Origin of the sequence: Marinimicrobium sp. C2-29, assembly GCF_038419845.1 — a bacterium.
Taxonomy (GTDB): Bacteria; Pseudomonadota; Gammaproteobacteria; order Pseudomonadales; family Cellvibrionaceae; genus Marinimicrobium.
The window spans coordinates 19,694-38,528 of the sequence record NZ_JBCAQT010000013.1; the positions used below are offsets into that span (position 1 = coordinate 19,694).

Consider the following 18,835-nt stretch of genomic DNA (forward strand, 5'->3'; position numbering starts at 1 on the left):
AATGTTTAACCCAACTGTATAGCTTGAATGTGAGGAGGCGCTCGCAATGGCGAAGGAAAAATTTCAACGCAGTAAGCCCCACGTCAACGTGGGCACCATCGGTCACGTAGACCACGGCAAAACCACTCTGACCGCGGCACTGACCCGTGTATGTCACGAAGTGTGGGGGTCGGGTTCGGCCATGGCTTTCGACGGTATTGATAATGCGCCGGAAGAGAAAGAGCGCGGCATCACCATTGCCACCTCCCACGTCGAGTATGAGTCACCGACGCGTCACTACGCGCACGTTGACTGCCCGGGCCACGCCGACTATGTGAAGAACATGATCACCGGTGCCGCTCAGATGGACGGCGCGATTCTGGTGTGTGGCGCGACTGACGGCCCCATGCCGCAGACTCGCGAGCACATCCTGCTGTCTCGCCAGGTGGGTGTACCCAAGATCGTTGTGTTCCTGAACAAGGCAGACCTGCTGGCCGAAGACTGCGGCGGCGTGGGCACCGAAGAATACAACGAGATGCTCGAGCTGGTCGAAATGGAGCTGCGAGAGCTGCTCGAGAGCTACGAGTTTGCCGATGACACCCCGATCATCCCGGGCTCTGCCCTGATGGCTCTGAACGGCGAAGACGACAACGAGCTGGGCAGCACTGCTGTCAAGAAGCTGGTTGAGGCGCTGGACGAGTACATTCCGGAGCCCGAGCGCGCCATTGATCAGCCGTTCCTGATGCCGGTGGAAGACGTGTTCTCCATCTCCGGTCGCGGTACGGTTGTGACCGGTCGTGTAGAGCGCGGCGTGGTCAAAGTCGGCGAAGAGCTGGAAATCGTCGGTCTGAAAGACACCACCAAGACCGTTTGTACCGGTGTTGAGATGTTCCGCAAGATGCTGGACGAGGGTCGTGCCGGTGAGAACGTTGGTGTACTGCTGCGCGGTACCAAGCGTGACGAAGTTGAGCGTGGCCAGGTGCTGGCCAAGCCGGGTTCAGTGACCCCGCACGCCAAGTTCGAAGGCGAAGTGTACGTACTGTCCAAAGACGAAGGCGGCCGTCACACTCCGTTCTTCAAGGGCTACCGTCCGCAGTTCTACTTCCGTACCACTGACGTGACTGGCGCTTGCGAGCTGCCCGAAGGCGTTGAGATGGTCATGCCGGGCGACAACGTGAAAATGAGCGTGACTCTGATTCACCCGGTGGCGATGGAAGAAGGTCTGCGCTTTGCGGTCCGCGAAGGCGGTCGTACTGTCGGTGCCGGCGTGGTCTCCAAGATCGTCGAGTAAAAAGTAGTATCGAAATTGCGGCAGGGGCTCACTGAGCCCCTGTTCCCGCCAAAAGTTACAGGCCAGTAGTTCAATTGGTAGAGCGTCGGTCTCCAAAACCGAAAGTTGGGGGTTCGAGTCCCTCCTGGCCTGCCATCTTTGAGAGTGCAACAAGGTTTCTGCAGCCTATGAATACAAAGAGCGAAGCAAAAGAGTACCGCCTGGACCCGGTAAAGTGGTTGTTGGTGGTCGGGCTGGTCGCCGTTGGGGTTGTGGGTAACTCGCACTTTTCCGCCGAGCCGATTCTGTACCGCGTGTTGGGTCTGTTGGTTTTGGCCGCTGTGGCAATTCTGATCTCCCTGCAGACTGAAAAAGGCTCGAGCCTCTGGCGTCTGCTGCGCGAATCGCTGGTGGAAGTACGGAAAGTAGTCTGGCCAAGTCGTCAGGAAACCAATCAGACCACATTGATCGTGATTGCCGTGGTGATTGTGATGTCCATTATTCTCTGGCTGTTGGACACCTTCTTCGGCTGGGTCGCGTCCTTGATTATAGGGTAGGTGATAGATGGCTAAGCGTTGGTATGTAGTACACGCCTATTCCGGTTTTGAGAAAAAAGTCGCCGCTGCCCTGAAAGAGCGCGTCGAGCTGCGCAAGATGGAAGAGCAGTTCGGTGAGATTCTGGTTCCCACTGAAGAAGTCGTGGAAATGCGCGGTGGCCAGAAGCGCAAAAGTGAGCGCAAGTTTTTCCCGGGTTACGTTCTCGTACAAATGGAATTGAACGACGATACCTGGCATTTGGTAAAAGATACGCCCCGGGTTATGGGGTTTATCGGAGGCAAGGCGGATCAGCCGGCCCCCATTACCGAAAAAGAGGCCGAGGCCATTCTGCAGCGAGTCGATGACTCGATTGAGAAGCCCAAGCCCAAGACAGTATTTGAGCCCGGCGAGATGGTACGGGTGACTGATGGCCCCTTCAACGACTTTAACGGCGTGGTTGAAGAGGTCAATTATGAGAAAAGTCGTTTGCGTGTGGCCGTTCTGATCTTCGGTCGCTCGACACCGGTTGAGCTGGAGTTTGGCCAGGTTGAGAAGACCTGACCGCGAACGAATCGGGCTGTGCGATGCACGGCTAAAAGAAGCCGCTTTTTACCTTTCTTCGCTGTGACGCGAAGGAAGGTTTTCGTGTCCCTGACCGTCAGGTTTGTCGGCAGGGCGGGGAGCCAGCGACAGAGCGTTTCGCCAAAAACGCTCTCGAGGCGCTAACACCCAACTGGGGAGTAACATTATGGCTAAGAAAGTTACCGCCTATATCAAGCTGCAGGTTGCAGCGGGTAAGGCAAATCCAAGTCCACCGGTCGGCCCTGCGCTGGGTCAGCACGGTGTGAACATCATGGAATTCTGTAAGGCGTTTAACGCTCAGACTCAGAATATCGAAGCGGGCGCTCCGGTGCCGGTCGTTATCAGTGTCTACAGCGACCGCAGCTTTACCTTCACCATGAAGACTCCGCCGGCCTCCTTCCTGCTGAAGAAGGCCGCGGGCATCACTTCGGGTAGCGGCAAGCCCAATACCGACAAGGTCGGCAAGGTAACTCGCGCGCAGCTCGAAGAGATTGCAGAAACCAAAATGGCCGACCTGACCGCCGCTGATATGGACGCCGCTGTGCGCACCATCGCCGGTTCAGCTCGCGCCATGGGTCTTGATGTGGAGGGCGTGTAAGATGGCTAAATTGAGTAAACGTCAGCGCGCGATCAACGAGAAAGTTGACGCCGCCAAGCAGTACAGCATTGAAGACGCCGTAGCGCTGCTGAAAGATCTGTCCAGCGTGAAGTTTCCGGAGACCTTTGATGTGTCCGTCAACCTGGGTGTCGATCCGCGTAAATCGGACCAGGTGGTTCGTGGTGCGACCACTCTGCCTCACGGTACCGGTAAAGACGTACGTGTCGCTGTTTTCACCCAGGGCGCCAATGCCGATGCGGCGAAAGAAGCCGGTGCTGACATCATCGGTATGGAAGATCTCGCCGAGCAGGTGAAAGCGGGCAACATGGATTTTGATGTGGTCGTGGCCAGCCCGGACGCCATGCGCGTTGTGGGTCAGCTGGGCCAGATCCTGGGTCCGCGTGGCCTGATGCCGAACCCGAAAACCGGCACGGTCACCCCCGATGTGGCCACGGCTGTCAGAAATGCCAAAGCCGGTCAGGTTCGCTACCGCGCGGAGAAGGGCGGCATTGTTCACGGCGGCATCGGCAAGATTTCCTTTGAGGCGCAGGCCATCAAGGAAAACCTGGAAGCGCTGCTGAACGATCTGAAAAAAGCCAAGCCCTCTTCGGCCAAGGGGATCTATCTGAAGAAGATCTCCCTGAGCACCACCATGGGGCCGGGCCTGGTAATTGATCAAGCCTCTCTGGCGGTATAACGCCAGAGGGATAACGAGCTTTGGGGTCTGCGCCACGAGCGCAGGCTGTCAAAGACCGTAGGCGACCCCTCGGGGTCTTAATGTGAGGTCAAGGCAGTGCTTTGACCTCGGGCCTACGCAGATGGTGGGACCCGCCCCGGGTGTTAAGCGCCCGGGGACAGAAAATCACCGATATGAGGTTGCCGGTCGCAGTCTGACCGGCAGTGTAAGTTAACGACAGTGAACGCTCCGTAGTCTGGAGGCGCTGTCAAAACCCAGGAGAAATCCCGTGGCATTAGGACTTGAAGGCAAAAAAGCGATTGTCGCAGAAGTCCAGGAAGCTGCGAAGAGCGCACTTTCTGCGGTGGTAGCCGATTCCCGTGGCGTCACCGTCAGTGAGATGACTGCTCTGCGTAAAGAGGCCCGTGAGAATGGCGTGTGGTTGAAAGTCGTTCGCAACACGCTGGCCCGTCGCGCGCTGGAGGGTTCCAACTATGAGTGTCTCAATGACAGTTTTGTTGGCCCGACTCTGATCGCGTTTTCTAACGAACATCCTGGTGCGGGCGCCCGCATCCTGAAGGAGTTCGCCAAGTCAAACGATCAGCTGCAGATGAAATTGGCCGCCTATGAAGGCGAAGTTTGCGACTTCTCGCTGTTGGCAAGCCTGCCGACTTACGACGAAGCCGTGGCCAAACTGTTGAGCGTGATGAAAGAAGCAGCTGCTGGCAAACTGGTTCGCACACTTGCGGCCGTTGGCGACGCGAAAGAACAAGAGGCGGCCTAAAACGGTTGCTTCACCCGAATCCACGAGCGTTGAGCTCACTATTGTAGGAATTGAATCATGGCTGTAAGCAAAGAAGATATCATTGAAGCGATTGCTGAAATGTCTGTTAAAGACGTTGTTGAACTGGTCTCTGCTATGGAAGAGAAGTTCGGCGTTACTGCCGCAGCGGCTGTTGTAGCTGGCGGTGGCGGCGGCGATGCCGGCGCGGCGGCTGAAGAGCAGACCGAGTTTGACGTTGTTCTGAACAGCTTCGGCGAGAAGAAAGTCAACGTTATTAAGGCTGTTCGCGAAATCACTGGTCTGGGCCTGAAAGAAGCCAAAGACATTGTTGAGAACGCACCCAAGGCGGTCAAAGAAGGCGCTTCGAAAGAAGACGCTGAGGAAGCCAAGAAGAAGCTGGAAGACGCTGGCGCTTCTGTCGAACTCAAGTAATTGGGTTCGTGCTTCTCAGTCCAAATACCAATTTGGACCTGGGCTGGTGGGCTTTTGCCCGCCAGCCTTTTTCCGTTTGCGGTCGACGGTAACGACTGAAGTAGTGGCGAGACTGGACAGGTTTTTTGGGAAGTGCTGAATCGCTCTTGGCAGCGGTGCTTCCGGACGAGAAAACGTTTCAATCATCGTCATGGTTAAGGCTACCACGGGAATTCTCCGGGTAGTAGAGGGTAGAGCAGAGATCCACATGGCATTGACGCCTCATTGGTGATCGAGCCCGATCCGTGAACAAGCTGGGGATTACAGATGGCTTACTCATATACTGAGAAAAAACGTATCCGTAAGGACTTCGGCAAACTGCCGCATGTCATGGATGTTCCTTACCTCTTGGCAATTCAGCTGGATTCGTACAGACGATTTGCCCAGGCCGAGACACCCGCCGAGGAGCGGGCTGATATGGGTCTGCACGCGGCATTTCGCTCCGTTTTCCCCATTGTTAGTTATTCAGGCAACGCGGCGCTTGAGTATGTCAGCTACAACCTCGGCAAAGCGGCCTTTGATGTCAACGAATGTATTCTGCGCGGCGTAACCTACGCTGTGCCGCTGCGCGTGAAAGTGCGGCTGATTATTTATGATCGCGACTCTTCCAACAAGGCGATCAAGGATATCAAAGAACAGGAAGTGTACATGGGTGAAATCCCCGTGATGACCGAAAACGGCACTTTTGTGATCAACGGCACCGAGCGTGTCATCGTGTCACAGCTGCACCGTTCTCCGGGTGTGTTCTTCGACCACGATAAGGGCAAGACACACTCATCCGGCAAGCTGCTCTATTCAGCCCGGGTCATCCCTTACCGTGGCTCCTGGCTGGACTTTGAATTTGACCCGAAAGATCTGGTCTATGTGCGCATCGACCGTCGCCGCAAGTTGCCGGCGACCATTCTCATGCGCGCGCTGGGGTACAGTTCCCAGGAAATGCTGGACATGTTCTACGACACCAGCACCTTCCAGGTGGCCGACGACGGCAACTTCATCTTTGAAGTGGTGCCGGCGCGTCTGCGTGGCGACGTGGCCACTTTCGACATCAAGGACAAGAAAGGCAAGGTGCTGATCGAGGAAGGCCGTCGTATTACCGCACGGCACATCACCAAGCTGGAGAAGGCCGGCGTCGATCAGATGGAAGTTCCGCCCGAGTACCTGCTGGGCCGCGCTCTGGCGCACGATGTGATCGATAGCGAAACCGGCGAGCTGCTGGTTGAGTGTAATACCGAGATTACCGAAGAAGTCCTCGAGACTCTGGCCAAAACCGGTGCCAAAACCATCGAGACGCTGTACACCAACGAACTCGATTGCGGTCCATTCATCTCCGACACCCTGCGGCTGGACCCCACTCGCACTGAGCTCGAAGCGCTGGTGGAAATCTACCGCATGATGCGCCCGGGCGAGCCGCCCACCAAGGAGTCGGCCGAGGCACTGTTCCAGAACCTGTTCTTCAGTCAGGATCGGTACGACCTGTCCTACGTCGGGCGGATGAAGTTCAACCGTCGTCTTGGACGCGAGGAAGAAACCGGCGAAGGCACTCTGTCGAATCAGGATATTGTCGACGTACTCAAGACACTGGTGTCCATCCGTAACGGTCAGGGCACTGTGGACGATATTGACCACCTGGGTAACCGTCGCGTGCGCTCTGTGGGCGAGATGGCCGAAAACCAGTTCCGTGTGGGCTTGGTCCGCGTCGAGCGGGCGGTCAAAGAGCGCCTGTCCATGGCCGAGAGCGAAGGCCTGATGCCTCAGGATCTGATCAACGCCAAGCCGGTGGCGGCGGCGGTGAAAGAGTTCTTTGGCTCATCTCAGCTGTCCCAGTTCATGGACCAGAACAACCCTCTGTCGGAAGTGACCCACAAGCGTCGCGTCTCGGCTCTCGGCCCGGGCGGCCTGACCCGTGAGCGCGCCGGCTTTGAGGTGCGTGACGTGCATCCGACCCACTACGGTCGGGTCTGCCCGATTGAGACGCCGGAGGGACCGAACATTGGTCTGATCAACTCCCTGGCGACCTACTCGCGCACCAACGACTATGGCTTTCTGGAAACGCCCTACCGCAAAGTAATCGACGGCAAGGTCACCGATGACATCGAGTTCCTGTCAGCCATCAACGAATCCGAATTTGTGATTGCCCAGGCTTCGGCCAAGCTCGACAAAAACGGCAAGCTGTGCGAAGAGCTGGTTTCGGTTCGTCACCAGAACGAATTCAACCTCAAAGGCCCGGAAGAAGTCCAGTTGATGGACGTCTCTCCCCGCCAGGTGGTCTCTGTGGCCGCCGCGCTGATTCCGTTCCTGGAGCACGATGACGCCAACCGCGCCCTGATGGGTTCAAACATGCAGCGTCAGGCGGTTCCGACACTGCGTGCCGACAAGCCCCTGGTGGGTACCGGTATGGAGCGCAATGTCGCCTCGGACTCCGGTGTCTGTGTGGTGGCTTTGCACGGTGGTACCGTGGACAGCGTCGATGCGGGCAAGATCGTGATCAAGGTCAACGCCGATGAAGTGGTCGAAGGTGAGGCCGGGGTCGACATCTACAACCTGATCAAGTACACCCGTTCAAACCAGAACACCTGCATCAACCAGCGCCCGATCGTCAATGTGGGCGATACCGTCGCTCGAGGCGATATTCTCGCCGACGGCCCCTCGGTCGATATGGGCGAGCTGGCTCTGGGTCAGAACATGCGCATCGCGTTCATGCCCTGGAACGGCTACAACTTCGAAGATTCGATCCTGATCTCCGAGCGCGTGGTGCAGGAAGACCGTTTCACCAGTATTCACATTCAGGAGCTTACCTGTATTGCCCGCGATACCAAGCTGGGTAGCGAGGAAATCTCCTCGGACATCCCCAACGTCGGTGAAAGCGCTCTGGGCAAGCTGGACGAATCCGGTATTGTCTATATTGGTGCTGAAGTGGGCGGCGGCGACATTCTGGTCGGCAAGGTAACGCCCAAGGGCGAAACCCAGCTCACACCGGAAGAGAAGCTTCTGCGTGCCATCTTCGGTGAGAAAGCCTCGGACGTGAAGGATACCTCTCTGCGCGTTCCGGCCGGCACCAAGGGTACCGTGATTGATGTTCAGGTCTTCACCCGCGATGGTCTGGAAAAAGATCAGCGCAGCCTGGAGATCGAGCGCGATCAGCTGAACGAGGTGCGCAAGGACCTCAACGAAGAATACCGCATTGTCGAGCGCGCGATCTTCGGTCGTCTGCGCGAGGCGCTGGCCGGCCAGAAGGTCTCTTCCGGCAAGGGCGTCAAGAAAGGCGATGTGCTCACCGAGGAAACTCTGGACGAACTGGATAAAGACCAGTGGTTCAAACTGCGGATGGCGGATGACGCCCTCAATGAGCAGCTGGACTCGGCCGAGGCTCAGTTGATCGAGCGGCGTAAGATTCTGGATGACCGCTTTGAGGACAAGAAGCGCAAACTGTCTTCCGGCGACGATCTGGCACCCGGTGTGCTGAAAATCGTCAAGGTGTACCTCGCCATCAAACGCCGGGTTCAGCCTGGTGACAAGATGGCCGGCCGTCACGGTAACAAGGGTGTGATCTCGGTGATCATGCCGGTGGAAGACATGCCGTACGATGAGAAAGGCCAGCCGGTGGATATCGTGCTGAACCCTCTGGGTGTGCCTTCGCGCATGAACGTCGGTCAGATTCTCGAAACCCACCTGGGCATGGCCGCCAAGGGACTGGGCGACAAGATCAACGGCATGCTGCAACAGCAGAAGGCCGTCAAGGATATTCGCGCGTTCCTTGAAGAGATCTACAACAAGACGGGCGACTCCCTGACCAAAGAAGATCTGGCGTCTTTCAGTGACGAGGATATTCTCGAGTTGGCGCGCAACCTCTGCGGCGGTGTGCCTATGGCCACACCGGTGTTCGACGGTGCCCAGGAGTACGAGATCAAGGCGCTGCTGAAGTTGGCGGACTTCCCGGAATCGGGCCAGTGTGTACTGTACGATGGGCGTACCGGTGACAAGTTTACCCGTCCGGTCACGGTCGGCTACATGTACATGCTCAAGTTGAACCACCTGGTAGACGACAAGATGCACGCCCGCTCTACCGGCTCTTACAGTCTGGTGACTCAGCAGCCGTTGGGTGGTAAGGCTCAGTTCGGTGGTCAGCGCTTCGGTGAGATGGAAGTCTGGGCACTGGAAGCTTACGGCGCGGCCTATACGCTGCAGGAGATGCTGACGGTCAAGTCAGACGATGTGGCCGGTCGTACCAAGATGTACAAGAACATCGTGGATGGCGACCACCGGATGGAGCCGGGTATGCCCGAATCGTTCAACGTGCTGGTGAAAGAGATTCGCTCGCTCGGGATCAGTATGGAGCTGGAGCAAGACGACTAGCCCCGCTGCACCCACTTAAGGTGCGGGGCCGATTTCGGCCCCGCTGTGCGGAACAAACGCACTGATGCCCACTGGAGCTTACTGGAGAAAACGCCTTGAAAGACTTACTGAATTTGCTCAAGTCCCAGGGACAAGTCGAAGAATTTGATGCTATTCGCATCAGTCTGGCCTCGCCAGAATTGATTCGGTCCTGGTCATTCGGGGAAGTGAAAAAACCCGAAACCATTAACTACCGCACGTTCAAGCCGGAGCGCGAAGGTCTGTTCTGCGCCAAGATCTTTGGCCCGGTCAAAGACTACGAGTGCCTGTGCGGCAAATACAAGCGCATGAAGCACCGCGGTATCATCTGCGAGAAGTGCGGCGTCGAAGTGACGCTGGCCAAGGTGCGCCGTGAGCGGATGGGCCACATCCAGCTCGCCAGCCCCGTGGCACACATCTGGTTCCTGAAGTCTCTGCCCAGCCGTATCGGCCTGCTGCTCGATATGACCCTGCGCGACATCGAGCGGGTGTTGTACTTTGAATCCTACGTGGTGGTCGATCCGGGTATGACCACGCTCGAGCGCGGTCAGCTGCTGACCGATGAGCAGTACTTCGAGTCCATGGAAGAGTTCGGTGACGAGTTCGATGCCCGCATGGGCGCCGAAGCGATCCAGTTGTTGATGAAAGACATCGACCTGGAATCGGAAGTCAATCGCCTGCGCGAAGAGATCCCGAACACCAACAGCGAAACCAAGATCAAGAAGTTCTCCAAGCGCTTGAAGCTGCTGGAAGCTTTCCTTTTCTCCGGCAACAAGCCCGAGTGGATGGTCATGGAAGTGCTGCCGGTGCTGCCGCCGGATCTGCGTCCGCTGGTCCCGCTGGACGGCGGTCGGTTCGCCACCTCGGATCTGAACGATCTGTATCGCCGGGTGATCAACCGGAACAACCGTCTGAAGCGCCTTCTTGACCTGAACGCGCCCGACATCATCGTGCGCAACGAAAAGCGCATGCTGCAGGAATCCGTCGACGCTCTGCTGGATAACGGCCGTCGCGGTCGGGCCATCACCGGCTCCAACAAGCGTCCGCTCAAGTCCCTGGCCGACATGATCAAGGGCAAGCAGGGTCGCTTCCGTCAGAACCTGCTGGGCAAGCGGGTGGACTACTCCGGTCGTTCGGTGATCGTTGTGGGCCCGACCCTGCGCCTGCACCAGTGTGGTCTGCCCAAGAAGATGGCACTGGAGCTGTTCAAGCCGTTCATCTTCAGCAAGCTGGAGCTGCGCGGTCTGGCCACCACGATCAAAGCCGCCAAGAAAATGGTCGAGCGCGAAGAGGGCGTGGTCTGGGATATCCTGGAAGAGGTGATCCGCGAGCACCCGGTGCTGTTGAACCGCGCACCGACGCTTCACCGTCTGGGCATCCAGGCCTTTGAGCCGGTCCTGATTGAAGGTAAAGCGATCCAGCTGCATCCGCTGGTCTGTGCGGCCTATAACGCCGACTTTGATGGTGACCAGATGGCGGTCCACGTACCGCTGACCCTGGAAGCCCAGCTCGAGTCGCGCGCGCTGATGATGTCCACCAACAACATTCTGTCGCCGGCCTCGGGTGACCCCATCATCGTACCGTCACAGGACGTGGTATTGGGTCTCTACTGGATGACCCGCGAGCGGGTGAATGCGCTGGGCGAAGGCATGGTGTTTTCCGATGTGGCCGAAGTGTCGCGCGCCTACTACTCTCAGCGGGTGGACCTGCAGGCGCGGGTAAAGGTACGCGTCAACGAAACCCTGTTCGGTACCGAGGGTGAGCGCGAAGAGAAAACCCACGTGGTCGATACCACCGTCGGTCGTATGCTGCTGTGGGACATTGCGCCCAAGGGCATCCCACTGGAGTTGATCAACCGGGCAATGGTGAAAAAGGCCATCTCGGCGGTCATCAACCACTGCTATCGTGTCGTCGGTCTGAAGTCCACGGTGATTTTTGCCGATCAGCTGATGTACATGGGTTATGACTTCTCGACCAAGTCAGGCGCCTCCATTGGCGTGAATGACTTCACCATTCCCGAATCCAAAGCCGGCATCATTGCCCGCGCGGAAAAGGAAGTGAAAGAGATTGAGACCCAGTTTGCGTCCGGTCTGGTGACCCAGGGCGAGAAGTACAACAAGGTCATCGATATCTGGTCCCGGGCCAACGACCTGGTGGCCAACTCGATGATGGAAGGCATCAGTAAAGAGACCGTGGTCAATCGCGACGGTGAAGACGAAGAGCAGGATTCGTTCAACTCGGTCTTCATGTACGCCGATTCCGGTGCGCGGGGTTCCCCCGCCCAGATCCGTCAGCTGGCGGGTATGCGCGGTCTGATGGCCCGTCCGGATGGCTCGATCATTGAAACCCCGATTGTGGCCAACTTCCGTGAAGGTCTGAACGTTCTTCAGTACTTTATTTCCACGCACGGTGCTCGTAAGGGTCTGGCGGATACGGCACTGAAGACGGCGAACTCGGGTTACCTGACCCGTCGTCTGGTGGACGTGTCCCAGGATCTGGTGGTGACCATGGTCGATTGTGGCACCGACGAAGGTCTGAAAATGGCGCCGGTCATTGAAGGCGGCGACGTGATCGAATCCCTGGGCGACCGTATTCTGGGGCGTATCATCGCTCGTGATGTGGTTCGTCCGGGCAGTGACGAGATCCTGATGCCCGCCGGCACCATGATCGACGAAGCCTGGGTCGAGCGTGTCGAATCCATGGGCATCGACGAAGTGATCGTGCGTTCTCCGGTGACCTGTTCCGCTCGTACCGGTGTCTGCTCCATGTGTTACGGGCGTGACCTGGCCCGCGGCCATCGCGTCAACCAGGGTGAGGCGGTCGGCGTCATCGCCGCCCAGTCCATTGGTGAGCCGGGCACCCAGCTGACCATGCGTACCTTCCACATCGGTGGTGCCGCGTCGCGTGCCTCCGCCGCTGACAATGTTCAGGTCAAGCAGGAAGGTAAGGTTCGCCTGATCAACGTGAAGGTAGTGACCAACTCCGATGGCCACCTGGTGGCGGTCTCCCGCTCCGGCGAGCTGGCCGTGGCCGATGCCACCGGCAGTGAGCGCGAGCGCTACAAGATTCCGTACGGCGCGCTGATCACGGTCAAGGATGGTGAGATGGTCGATAGCGGCCAGATCATCGCCAAGTGGGATCCGCACACTCACCCGATTGTCAGTGAAGTGGCCGGTAAAGTCCGCTTTACCGGGATGGAAGATGGTCTGTCGATTCGTCGCCAGACCGACGAGCTGACCGGCTTGAGCTCCATCGAGGTGCTCGATACCAGTGAGCGTCCCTCGGCCGGCAAGGACCTTCGTCCCGCCGTTACCCTGGTGGACGAAGAGGGTAATGAGCTGATTCAGGCCAACTCCAATGCGCCCGCGCACTATATGCTGCCGGCCATGGCGATCCTGAGCATCGCGGATAATCAGGAGATTCAGGTGGGTGACGTCATCGCACGTATCCCGCAGGAAGGCTCCAAGACCCGTGACATTACCGGTGGTCTGCCGCGAGTGGCTGACCTGTTCGAAGCACGCAAGCCCAAAGAGCCGTCCATCCTGGCGGAGATCTCGGGCACAGTGAGCTTCGGCAAGGAAACCAAAGGCAAGCGCCGCCTGGTGATTACCCCCACCGATGGGCAGCCGCTGCCTGACGGCTCAACGCATTACGAAGTGCTGATTCCCAAACACCGCCAGTTGAACGTGTTTGAGGGTGAAAAAGTAGAAAAAGGCGAGATGATCTCCGATGGTCCCAGCAATCCGCACGATATTCTGCGCTTGCAGGGCATTGAAGCTCTGGCCCACTACATCACCAACGAGATCCAGGACGTCTACCGTCTGCAGGGCGTGAAAATCAACGACAAGCACGTTGAGACCATCGTGCGGCAGATGCTGCGCAAGGTGCTCATCACGGAGATGGGTGATTCCAGCTTCGTGAAGGGCGAGCAGGTCGAGCTCAGCGCGGTGCTCGAGCAGAACGAGCGGTTGCGCTCGGAAGATCGGCAGCCGGCGCAGTTCGAGCGCGAGCTGCTGGGTATCACCAAGGCATCTCTGGCGACCGAATCCTTCATCTCGGCGGCCTCTTTCCAGGAGACCACCCGCGTATTGACCGAAGCGGCGGTCACCGGCAAGAAGGATGGCCTGGCGGGTCTGAAGGAGAACGTGGTCGTCGGTCGTCTGATTCCGGCGGGTACCGGCCTGGCCTATCACGCTGAGCGCAAGCGCCAGCGCGAGATCGCCCAGGATCTGCCCGATGCCGGCGTGAGCGCCGAGGATGTCGAAGCGGCTCTGACCGAGGCGCTCAAGTCCAGCAACTAACGGGAAGATCAGGTGGTGTGCCGGGATACGTCCCGGGCGCCCCGGCTGTTTGAGCTTTGGCTTGACGTCGGGGGTCCGCGTCATTACAATGCGCCACCCGCTTTTTCCAAAGTGGGGAGCGGTTTAAGCCGCTCTCTTTAATCAAGCCTTCGCTGAGAAGGTGTTTTAATACTTGTGGAGTTTATTTTCATGGCAACGATCAACCAGTTGGTTCGTAAGCCGAGAAAACGCAGGGTTCAGAAGAGCGACGTTCCCGCTCTGCAAGCCAACCCTCAGAAGCGCGGCGTTTGCACCCGCGTTTACACCACCACGCCGAAGAAGCCCAACTCGGCGCTGCGGAAAGTTTGCCGCGTGCGTCTGACCAACGGCTTTGAAGTGTCGTCTTACATCGGTGGTGAAGGGCACAACTTGCAGGAGCACAGCGTTGTTCTGATTCGTGGCGGTCGTGTAAAGGACTTGCCCGGTGTGCGTTATCACACCGTGCGCGGTTCACTCGATACCTCCGGGGTCAACAACCGTCGTCAGGGCCGTTCCAAGTACGGTACCAAGCGACCCAAGTAACCCGAACCGGGTAGCCCCAGGGCTCCCCAGGGTTGCAATGCGTTTTCGGTGACGCCCCTTGGGGCGCGAACCGAGTAAGGCTAAGCGCAGCGGCCAGTCCGCTGGAGTCTTAGACAAATCCTGAAGAGAGGCTATTTAAGATGCCAAGAAGAAGAGTTGTCGCCAAGCGCGAGATTCTGCCGGATCCCAAATACGGCAATGTGACGCTGGCGAAGTTTATGAACCACGTGATGGTTAGCGGTAAAAAGGCGGTGGCGGAGCGTATCGTATACGGCGCCCTTGAGTCTGTAGAGGCCAAGCTCAACCGTGATCCCGTCGAAGTGTTTGATGAGGCGCTGGATAACATCGCTCCGCTGGTGGAAGTGAAATCCCGCCGTGTGGGTGGTGCGACTTACCAGGTCCCGGTCGAAGTCCGTCCCAGTCGTCGCCACGCCCTGGCAATGCGCTGGCTGGTAGACTTCTCCCGCAACCGCAGTGAGAAGTCCATGCCCCAGCGTCTGGCCGGTGAGCTGATTGACGCCTCACAAGGCAAGGGCGCCGCGGTCAGAAAGCGTGAAGATGTCCACCGTATGGCCGAGGCCAACAAGGCCTTCTCGCACTACCGCTTCTAAGGCCGATCGACGCCAAAGCGCAGAGAAAGATGAGAGGGTGAGGGCAGCCGGAGGGCTGCCTTTTCCCGTTTTGATGAATTAGCAATTGGGGATACAGTCGTGGCACGTAAAACTCCTATCGCACGCTACCGCAACATCGGTATCGTCGCCCACGTAGACGCGGGTAAGACCACCACTACCGAACGCGTCTTGTTCTACACCGGCCTTTCTCACAAAGTGGGTGAAGTTCACGACGGCGCCGCTACCATGGACTGGATGGAGCAGGAGCAGGAGCGTGGTATTACCATTACCTCTGCGGCGACTACCTGCTTCTGGCAGGGTATGGGCAAGCAGTTCGACGAGCACCGCATCAACATCATTGACACCCCCGGGCACGTTGACTTCACCATTGAAGTTGAGCGTTCGCTGCGGGTGCTTGATGGCGCGGTCGTGGTTCTGTGTGGCTCCTCCGGCGTCCAGCCGCAGACCGAGACGGTCTGGCGTCAGGCCAACAAATACGAAGTGCCGCGCATGGTCTTCGTCAACAAGATGGACCGTACCGGCGCCAACTTCGAACGTGTGGTTGAGCAACTGAGAACCCGTCTCGGCGCCAACGCCGTGCCGCTGCAGATGACGATCGGCACCGAAGAAGACTTCAAAGGTGTGGTCGATCTGGTGGAAATGAAGGCGATTCTCTGGAATGAAGCGGATCTGGGCATGAGCTTCGATTACGCGGAAATTCCGGACGAGCTGAAAGACACGTGCGACAAAATGCGCGAGTACTTGATGGAAGCGGCCGCCGAAGCCAATGAAGAGTTTATGGACAAATACCTCGAAGAGGGCGAGCTGACCAACGACGAAATCAAGGCCGGTATCCGTTCGCGCACCCTCGCAAACGAAATCGTTCCGGTACTGGGCGGTTCAGCGTTCAAGAACAAAGGTGTTCAGGCCGTGCTGGATGCGGTGATCGAATACTTGCCCGCTCCCAACCAGGTTCGTCCGATTGAAGGTATCCTGGACGATGGCAAGGACACCGTTGAAACCCGCGAAGCGGATGACGACGCGCCCTTTGCCGCGCTGGCGTTCAAGATCGCGACTGACCCCTTTGTGGGCACTCTGACGTTCTTCCGCGTCTACTCGGGCAAGCTCAATTCGGGTGACCCGGTGTTCAACCCGGTCAAGAGCAAGAAAGAGCGTGTTGGCCGTATGGTGCAGATGCACTCGAACAACCGTGAGGAAATCAAAGAGGTGCTGTCGGGCGATATCGCGGCGGCTGTGGGTCTGAAAGACGTCACTACCGGTGACACTCTCTGTGACCCCAACCACGTGATCACCCTGGAGCGGATGGAGTTCCCGGATCCGGTTATCCACGTGGCGGTTGAGCCCAAGACCAAGGCAGACCAGGAAAAGATGGGCGTTGCGCTGGGCAAACTGGCCCAGGAAGACCCCTCATTCACCGTGAGAACGGATGAAGAGAGCGGCCAGACCATCATCGGCGGTATGGGTGAGTTGCACCTGGACATCATTGTCGATCGTATGCGGCGTGAATTTAAAGTCGACGCCAATATCGGCAAGCCCCAGGTGGCTTACCGCGAAGCGATTCGCAACACCTGCGAAATCGAAGGCAAATTTGTGCGGCAATCCGGTGGCCGCGGTCAGTATGGCCACGTCTGGATCCGATTCACCGTGGGTGAAGATGAAGACGCCGAAGGTCTGGAGTTTTCCAACGAGATCGTTGGCGGCGCGGTACCCAAAGAATATATCCCTGCGGTACAGAAAGGTATCTCCGAGCAGATGCAGAATGGTGTTCTGGCCGGCTATCCGCTGCTGGGCCTGAAGGCAACTCTGTATGACGGCTCCTTCCACGATGTCGACTCCAACGAGATGGCGTTCAAAATCGCCGCCTCCATGGCGACCAAGAAACTTGCTCAGCAAGGTGGCGCCGTGCTGCTGGAGCCGGTCATGAAAGTGGAAGTGGTGACCCCGGAAGAGAACATGGGCGATGTGGTTGGTGATTTGAACCGTCGTCGCGGTATGATCCAGGGTATGGAAGATGGCGTCTCAGGCAAGACCATTAATGCTGAGGTGCCTCTGGCGGAGATGTTTGGGTATGCGACGGATCTGCGCTCGGCCACTCAGGGGCGAGCAACCTATGTCATGGAGTTCAAAGGCTACGCCGAAGCTCCACGCAATATTGCCGACGAGGTCATTTCCAAGAGCAAAGTGGCCAAAGACGACTAATTTCTGATTTGCATATAATTTAGAGGAACAAGATAGTGGCTAAAGCAAAGTTTGAACGCAGTAAGCCCCACGTCAATGTGGGCACCATCGGTCACGTAGACCACGGCAAAACCACTCTGACCGCGGCACTGACCCGCGTCTGTCACGAAGTGTGGGGGTCGGGTTCGGCCATGGCTTTCGACGGTATTGATAATGCGCCGGAAGAGAAAGAGCGCGGCATCACCATTGCCACCTCCCACGTCGAGTATGAGTCACCGACGCGTCACTACGCGCACGTTGACTGCCCGGGCCACGCCGACTATGTGAAGAACATGATCACCGGTGCCGCTCAGATGGACGGCGCGATTCTGGTGTGTGGCGCGACTGACGGCCCCATGCCGCAGACTCGCGAGCACATCCTGCTGTCTCGCCAGGTGGGTGTACCCAAGATCGTTGTGTTCCTGAACAAGGCAGACCTGCTGGCCGAAGACTGCGGCGGCGTGGGCACCGAAGAATACAACGAGATGCTCGAGCTGGTCGAAATGGAGCTGCGAGAGCTGCTCGAGAGCTACGAGTTTGCCGATGACACCCCGATCATCCCGGGCTCTGCCCTGATGGCTCTGAACGGCGAAGACGACAACGAGCTGGGCAGCACTGCTGTCAAGAAGCTGGTTGAGGCGCTGGACGAGTACATTCCGGAGCCCGAGCGCGCCATTGATCAGCCGTTCCTGATGCCGGTGGAAGACGTGTTCTCCATCTCCGGTCGCGGTACGGTTGTGACCGGTCGTGTAGAGCGCGGCGTGGTCAAAGTCGGCGAAGAGCTGGAAATCGTCGGTCTGAAAGACACCACCAAGACCGTTTGTACCGGTGTTGAGATGTTCCGCAAGATGCTGGACGAGGGTCGTGCCGGTGAGAACGTTGGTGTACTGCTGCGCGGTACCAAGCGTGACGAAGTTGAGCGTGGCCAGGTGCTGGCCAAGCCGGGTTCAGTGACCCCGCACGCCAAGTTCGAAGGCGAAGTGTACGTACTGTCCAAAGACGAAGGCGGCCGTCACACTCCGTTCTTCAAGGGCTACCGTCCGCAGTTCTACTTCCGTACCACTGACGTGACTGGCGCTTGCGAGCTGCCCGAAGGCGTTGAGATGGTCATGCCGGGCGACAACGTGAAAATGAGCGTGACTCTGATTCACCCGGTGGCGATGGAAGAAGGTCTGCGCTTTGCGGTCCGCGAAGGCGGTCGTACTGTCGGTGCCGGCGTGGTCTCCAAGATCGTCGAGTAAACGCCTACAGCGCCAAATGAGGGCCTCTCACGGGGCCCTTTTTTTGTGCTCCGGACGGAGGTGGTCGTTTTTGCCTCCGTTTGGGCAGATAAGTTATTGATTTTTAAGGTTTTGGCGGTTTGCAGGGATTTTTGCATTATCTCCGGGTTTTCCCTTGACAGGAGTAGGGTCCGCCATTAGAATTGCGCCTCCATTTTGCAGGGACTCAACGAGCCGAGCTCGCGAGCCACAGCCAATTTGGATAGTTCTTTAAAGTTTATTACTGGAGTTTGGTTCACATGCAGAATCAACGCATTCGGATTCGCCTGAAGGCTTTTGATCACAAGCTCATCGATGCTTCTACCCAGGAGATCGTTGAGACCGCAAAGCGCACAGGCGCACAAGTCCGTGGCCCGATTCCGCTGCCGACTCGCAAAGAGCGCTTCACTGTATTGATTTCTCCGCACGTCAACAAAGACGCGCGCGATCAGTACGAGATTCGGACACACAAGCGTTTGCTCGATATCGTTGAGCCTACTGAGAAAACTGTTGACGCCCTGATGAAGCTGGATCTGGCTGCGGGTGTTGAGGTTCAAATTAGTCTCGGCTAAAACAAGTAAATGTCACGCCGGCTTC

Annotated in this window: 14 protein-coding genes and 1 tRNA gene; all 15 read left to right on the plus strand. The window is 57.8% G+C overall.

The window, feature by feature from the left end; all coding sequences use genetic code 11:
- Positions 1–46 precede the first annotated feature (46 nt).
- The 15 genes from tuf (AAE484_RS13235) to rpsJ all read left to right on the plus strand — a co-directional run bounded on the left by tuf (AAE484_RS13235) (position 47) and on the right by rpsJ (position 18,810).
- Positions 47–1,270, plus strand: a complete 1,224-nt coding sequence (gene tuf, locus AAE484_RS13235) for an elongation factor Tu (RefSeq protein WP_341938882.1) — start codon at positions 47–49, stop codon at positions 1,268–1,270.
- Positions 1,271–1,329: 59 nt separating this feature from the next.
- Positions 1,330–1,405: transfer RNA gene (locus AAE484_RS13240), tRNA-Trp, on the plus strand.
- Between the two features lie 32 nt (positions 1,406–1,437).
- Positions 1,438–1,806 (plus strand): preprotein translocase subunit SecE, encoded by a 369-nt coding sequence (secE, locus tag AAE484_RS13245; protein ID WP_341938883.1) that lies wholly within the window; start codon positions 1,438–1,440, stop codon positions 1,804–1,806.
- Positions 1,807–1,813: 7 nt separating this feature from the next.
- Positions 1,814–2,347: a transcription termination/antitermination protein NusG gene (gene nusG, locus AAE484_RS13250; protein WP_341938884.1), complete on the plus strand. Its 534-nt coding sequence runs from the start codon at positions 1,814–1,816 to the stop codon at positions 2,345–2,347.
- 187 nt (positions 2,348–2,534) lie between these two features.
- On the plus strand, positions 2,535–2,966 hold the full coding sequence (gene rplK / locus AAE484_RS13255; RefSeq protein WP_341938885.1) for a 50S ribosomal protein L11: 432 nt from the start codon (positions 2,535–2,537) through the stop codon (positions 2,964–2,966).
- A 1-nt stretch (position 2,967) separates the two neighbouring features.
- Positions 2,968–3,663, plus strand: coding sequence for a 50S ribosomal protein L1 (rplA, locus tag AAE484_RS13260; protein ID WP_341938886.1), 696 nt, complete (start codon positions 2,968–2,970; stop codon positions 3,661–3,663).
- A gap of 268 nt (positions 3,664–3,931) precedes the next feature.
- Positions 3,932–4,426 (plus strand): 50S ribosomal protein L10, encoded by a 495-nt coding sequence (rplJ, locus tag AAE484_RS13265; protein WP_341938887.1) that lies wholly within the window; start codon positions 3,932–3,934, stop codon positions 4,424–4,426.
- Between the two features lie 57 nt (positions 4,427–4,483).
- A complete protein-coding gene (rplL, locus tag AAE484_RS13270) occupies positions 4,484–4,858 on the plus strand; it encodes a 50S ribosomal protein L7/L12 (RefSeq protein ID WP_341938888.1) in 375 nt (124 codons plus the stop codon).
- A 306-nt stretch (positions 4,859–5,164) separates the two neighbouring features.
- Positions 5,165–9,250, plus strand: a complete 4,086-nt coding sequence (gene rpoB / locus AAE484_RS13275; RefSeq protein WP_341938889.1) for a DNA-directed RNA polymerase subunit beta — start codon at positions 5,165–5,167, stop codon at positions 9,248–9,250.
- Between the two features lie 95 nt (positions 9,251–9,345).
- Positions 9,346–13,569 (plus strand): DNA-directed RNA polymerase subunit beta', encoded by a 4,224-nt coding sequence (rpoC, locus tag AAE484_RS13280; protein WP_341938890.1) that lies wholly within the window; start codon positions 9,346–9,348, stop codon positions 13,567–13,569.
- 189 nt (positions 13,570–13,758) lie between these two features.
- On the plus strand, positions 13,759–14,130 hold the full coding sequence (gene rpsL, locus AAE484_RS13285; RefSeq protein WP_341938891.1) for a 30S ribosomal protein S12: 372 nt from the start codon (positions 13,759–13,761) through the stop codon (positions 14,128–14,130).
- A 140-nt stretch (positions 14,131–14,270) separates the two neighbouring features.
- Complete coding sequence (gene rpsG, locus AAE484_RS13290; protein WP_341938892.1) at positions 14,271–14,741, plus strand: 30S ribosomal protein S7; 471 nt, start codon at positions 14,271–14,273, stop codon at positions 14,739–14,741.
- Between the two features lie 99 nt (positions 14,742–14,840).
- Entirely contained in the window at positions 14,841–16,961 is a 2,121-nt protein-coding gene (gene fusA / locus AAE484_RS13295; protein ID WP_341938893.1) for an elongation factor G, read from the plus strand.
- A 35-nt stretch (positions 16,962–16,996) separates the two neighbouring features.
- Positions 16,997–18,220: an elongation factor Tu gene (gene tuf, locus AAE484_RS13300; protein ID WP_341938894.1), complete on the plus strand. Its 1,224-nt coding sequence runs from the start codon at positions 16,997–16,999 to the stop codon at positions 18,218–18,220.
- Positions 18,221–18,498: 278 nt separating this feature from the next.
- Positions 18,499–18,810, plus strand: coding sequence for a 30S ribosomal protein S10 (rpsJ, locus tag AAE484_RS13305; RefSeq protein WP_007644456.1), 312 nt, complete (start codon positions 18,499–18,501; stop codon positions 18,808–18,810).
- Positions 18,811–18,835: the final 25 nt, after the last annotated feature.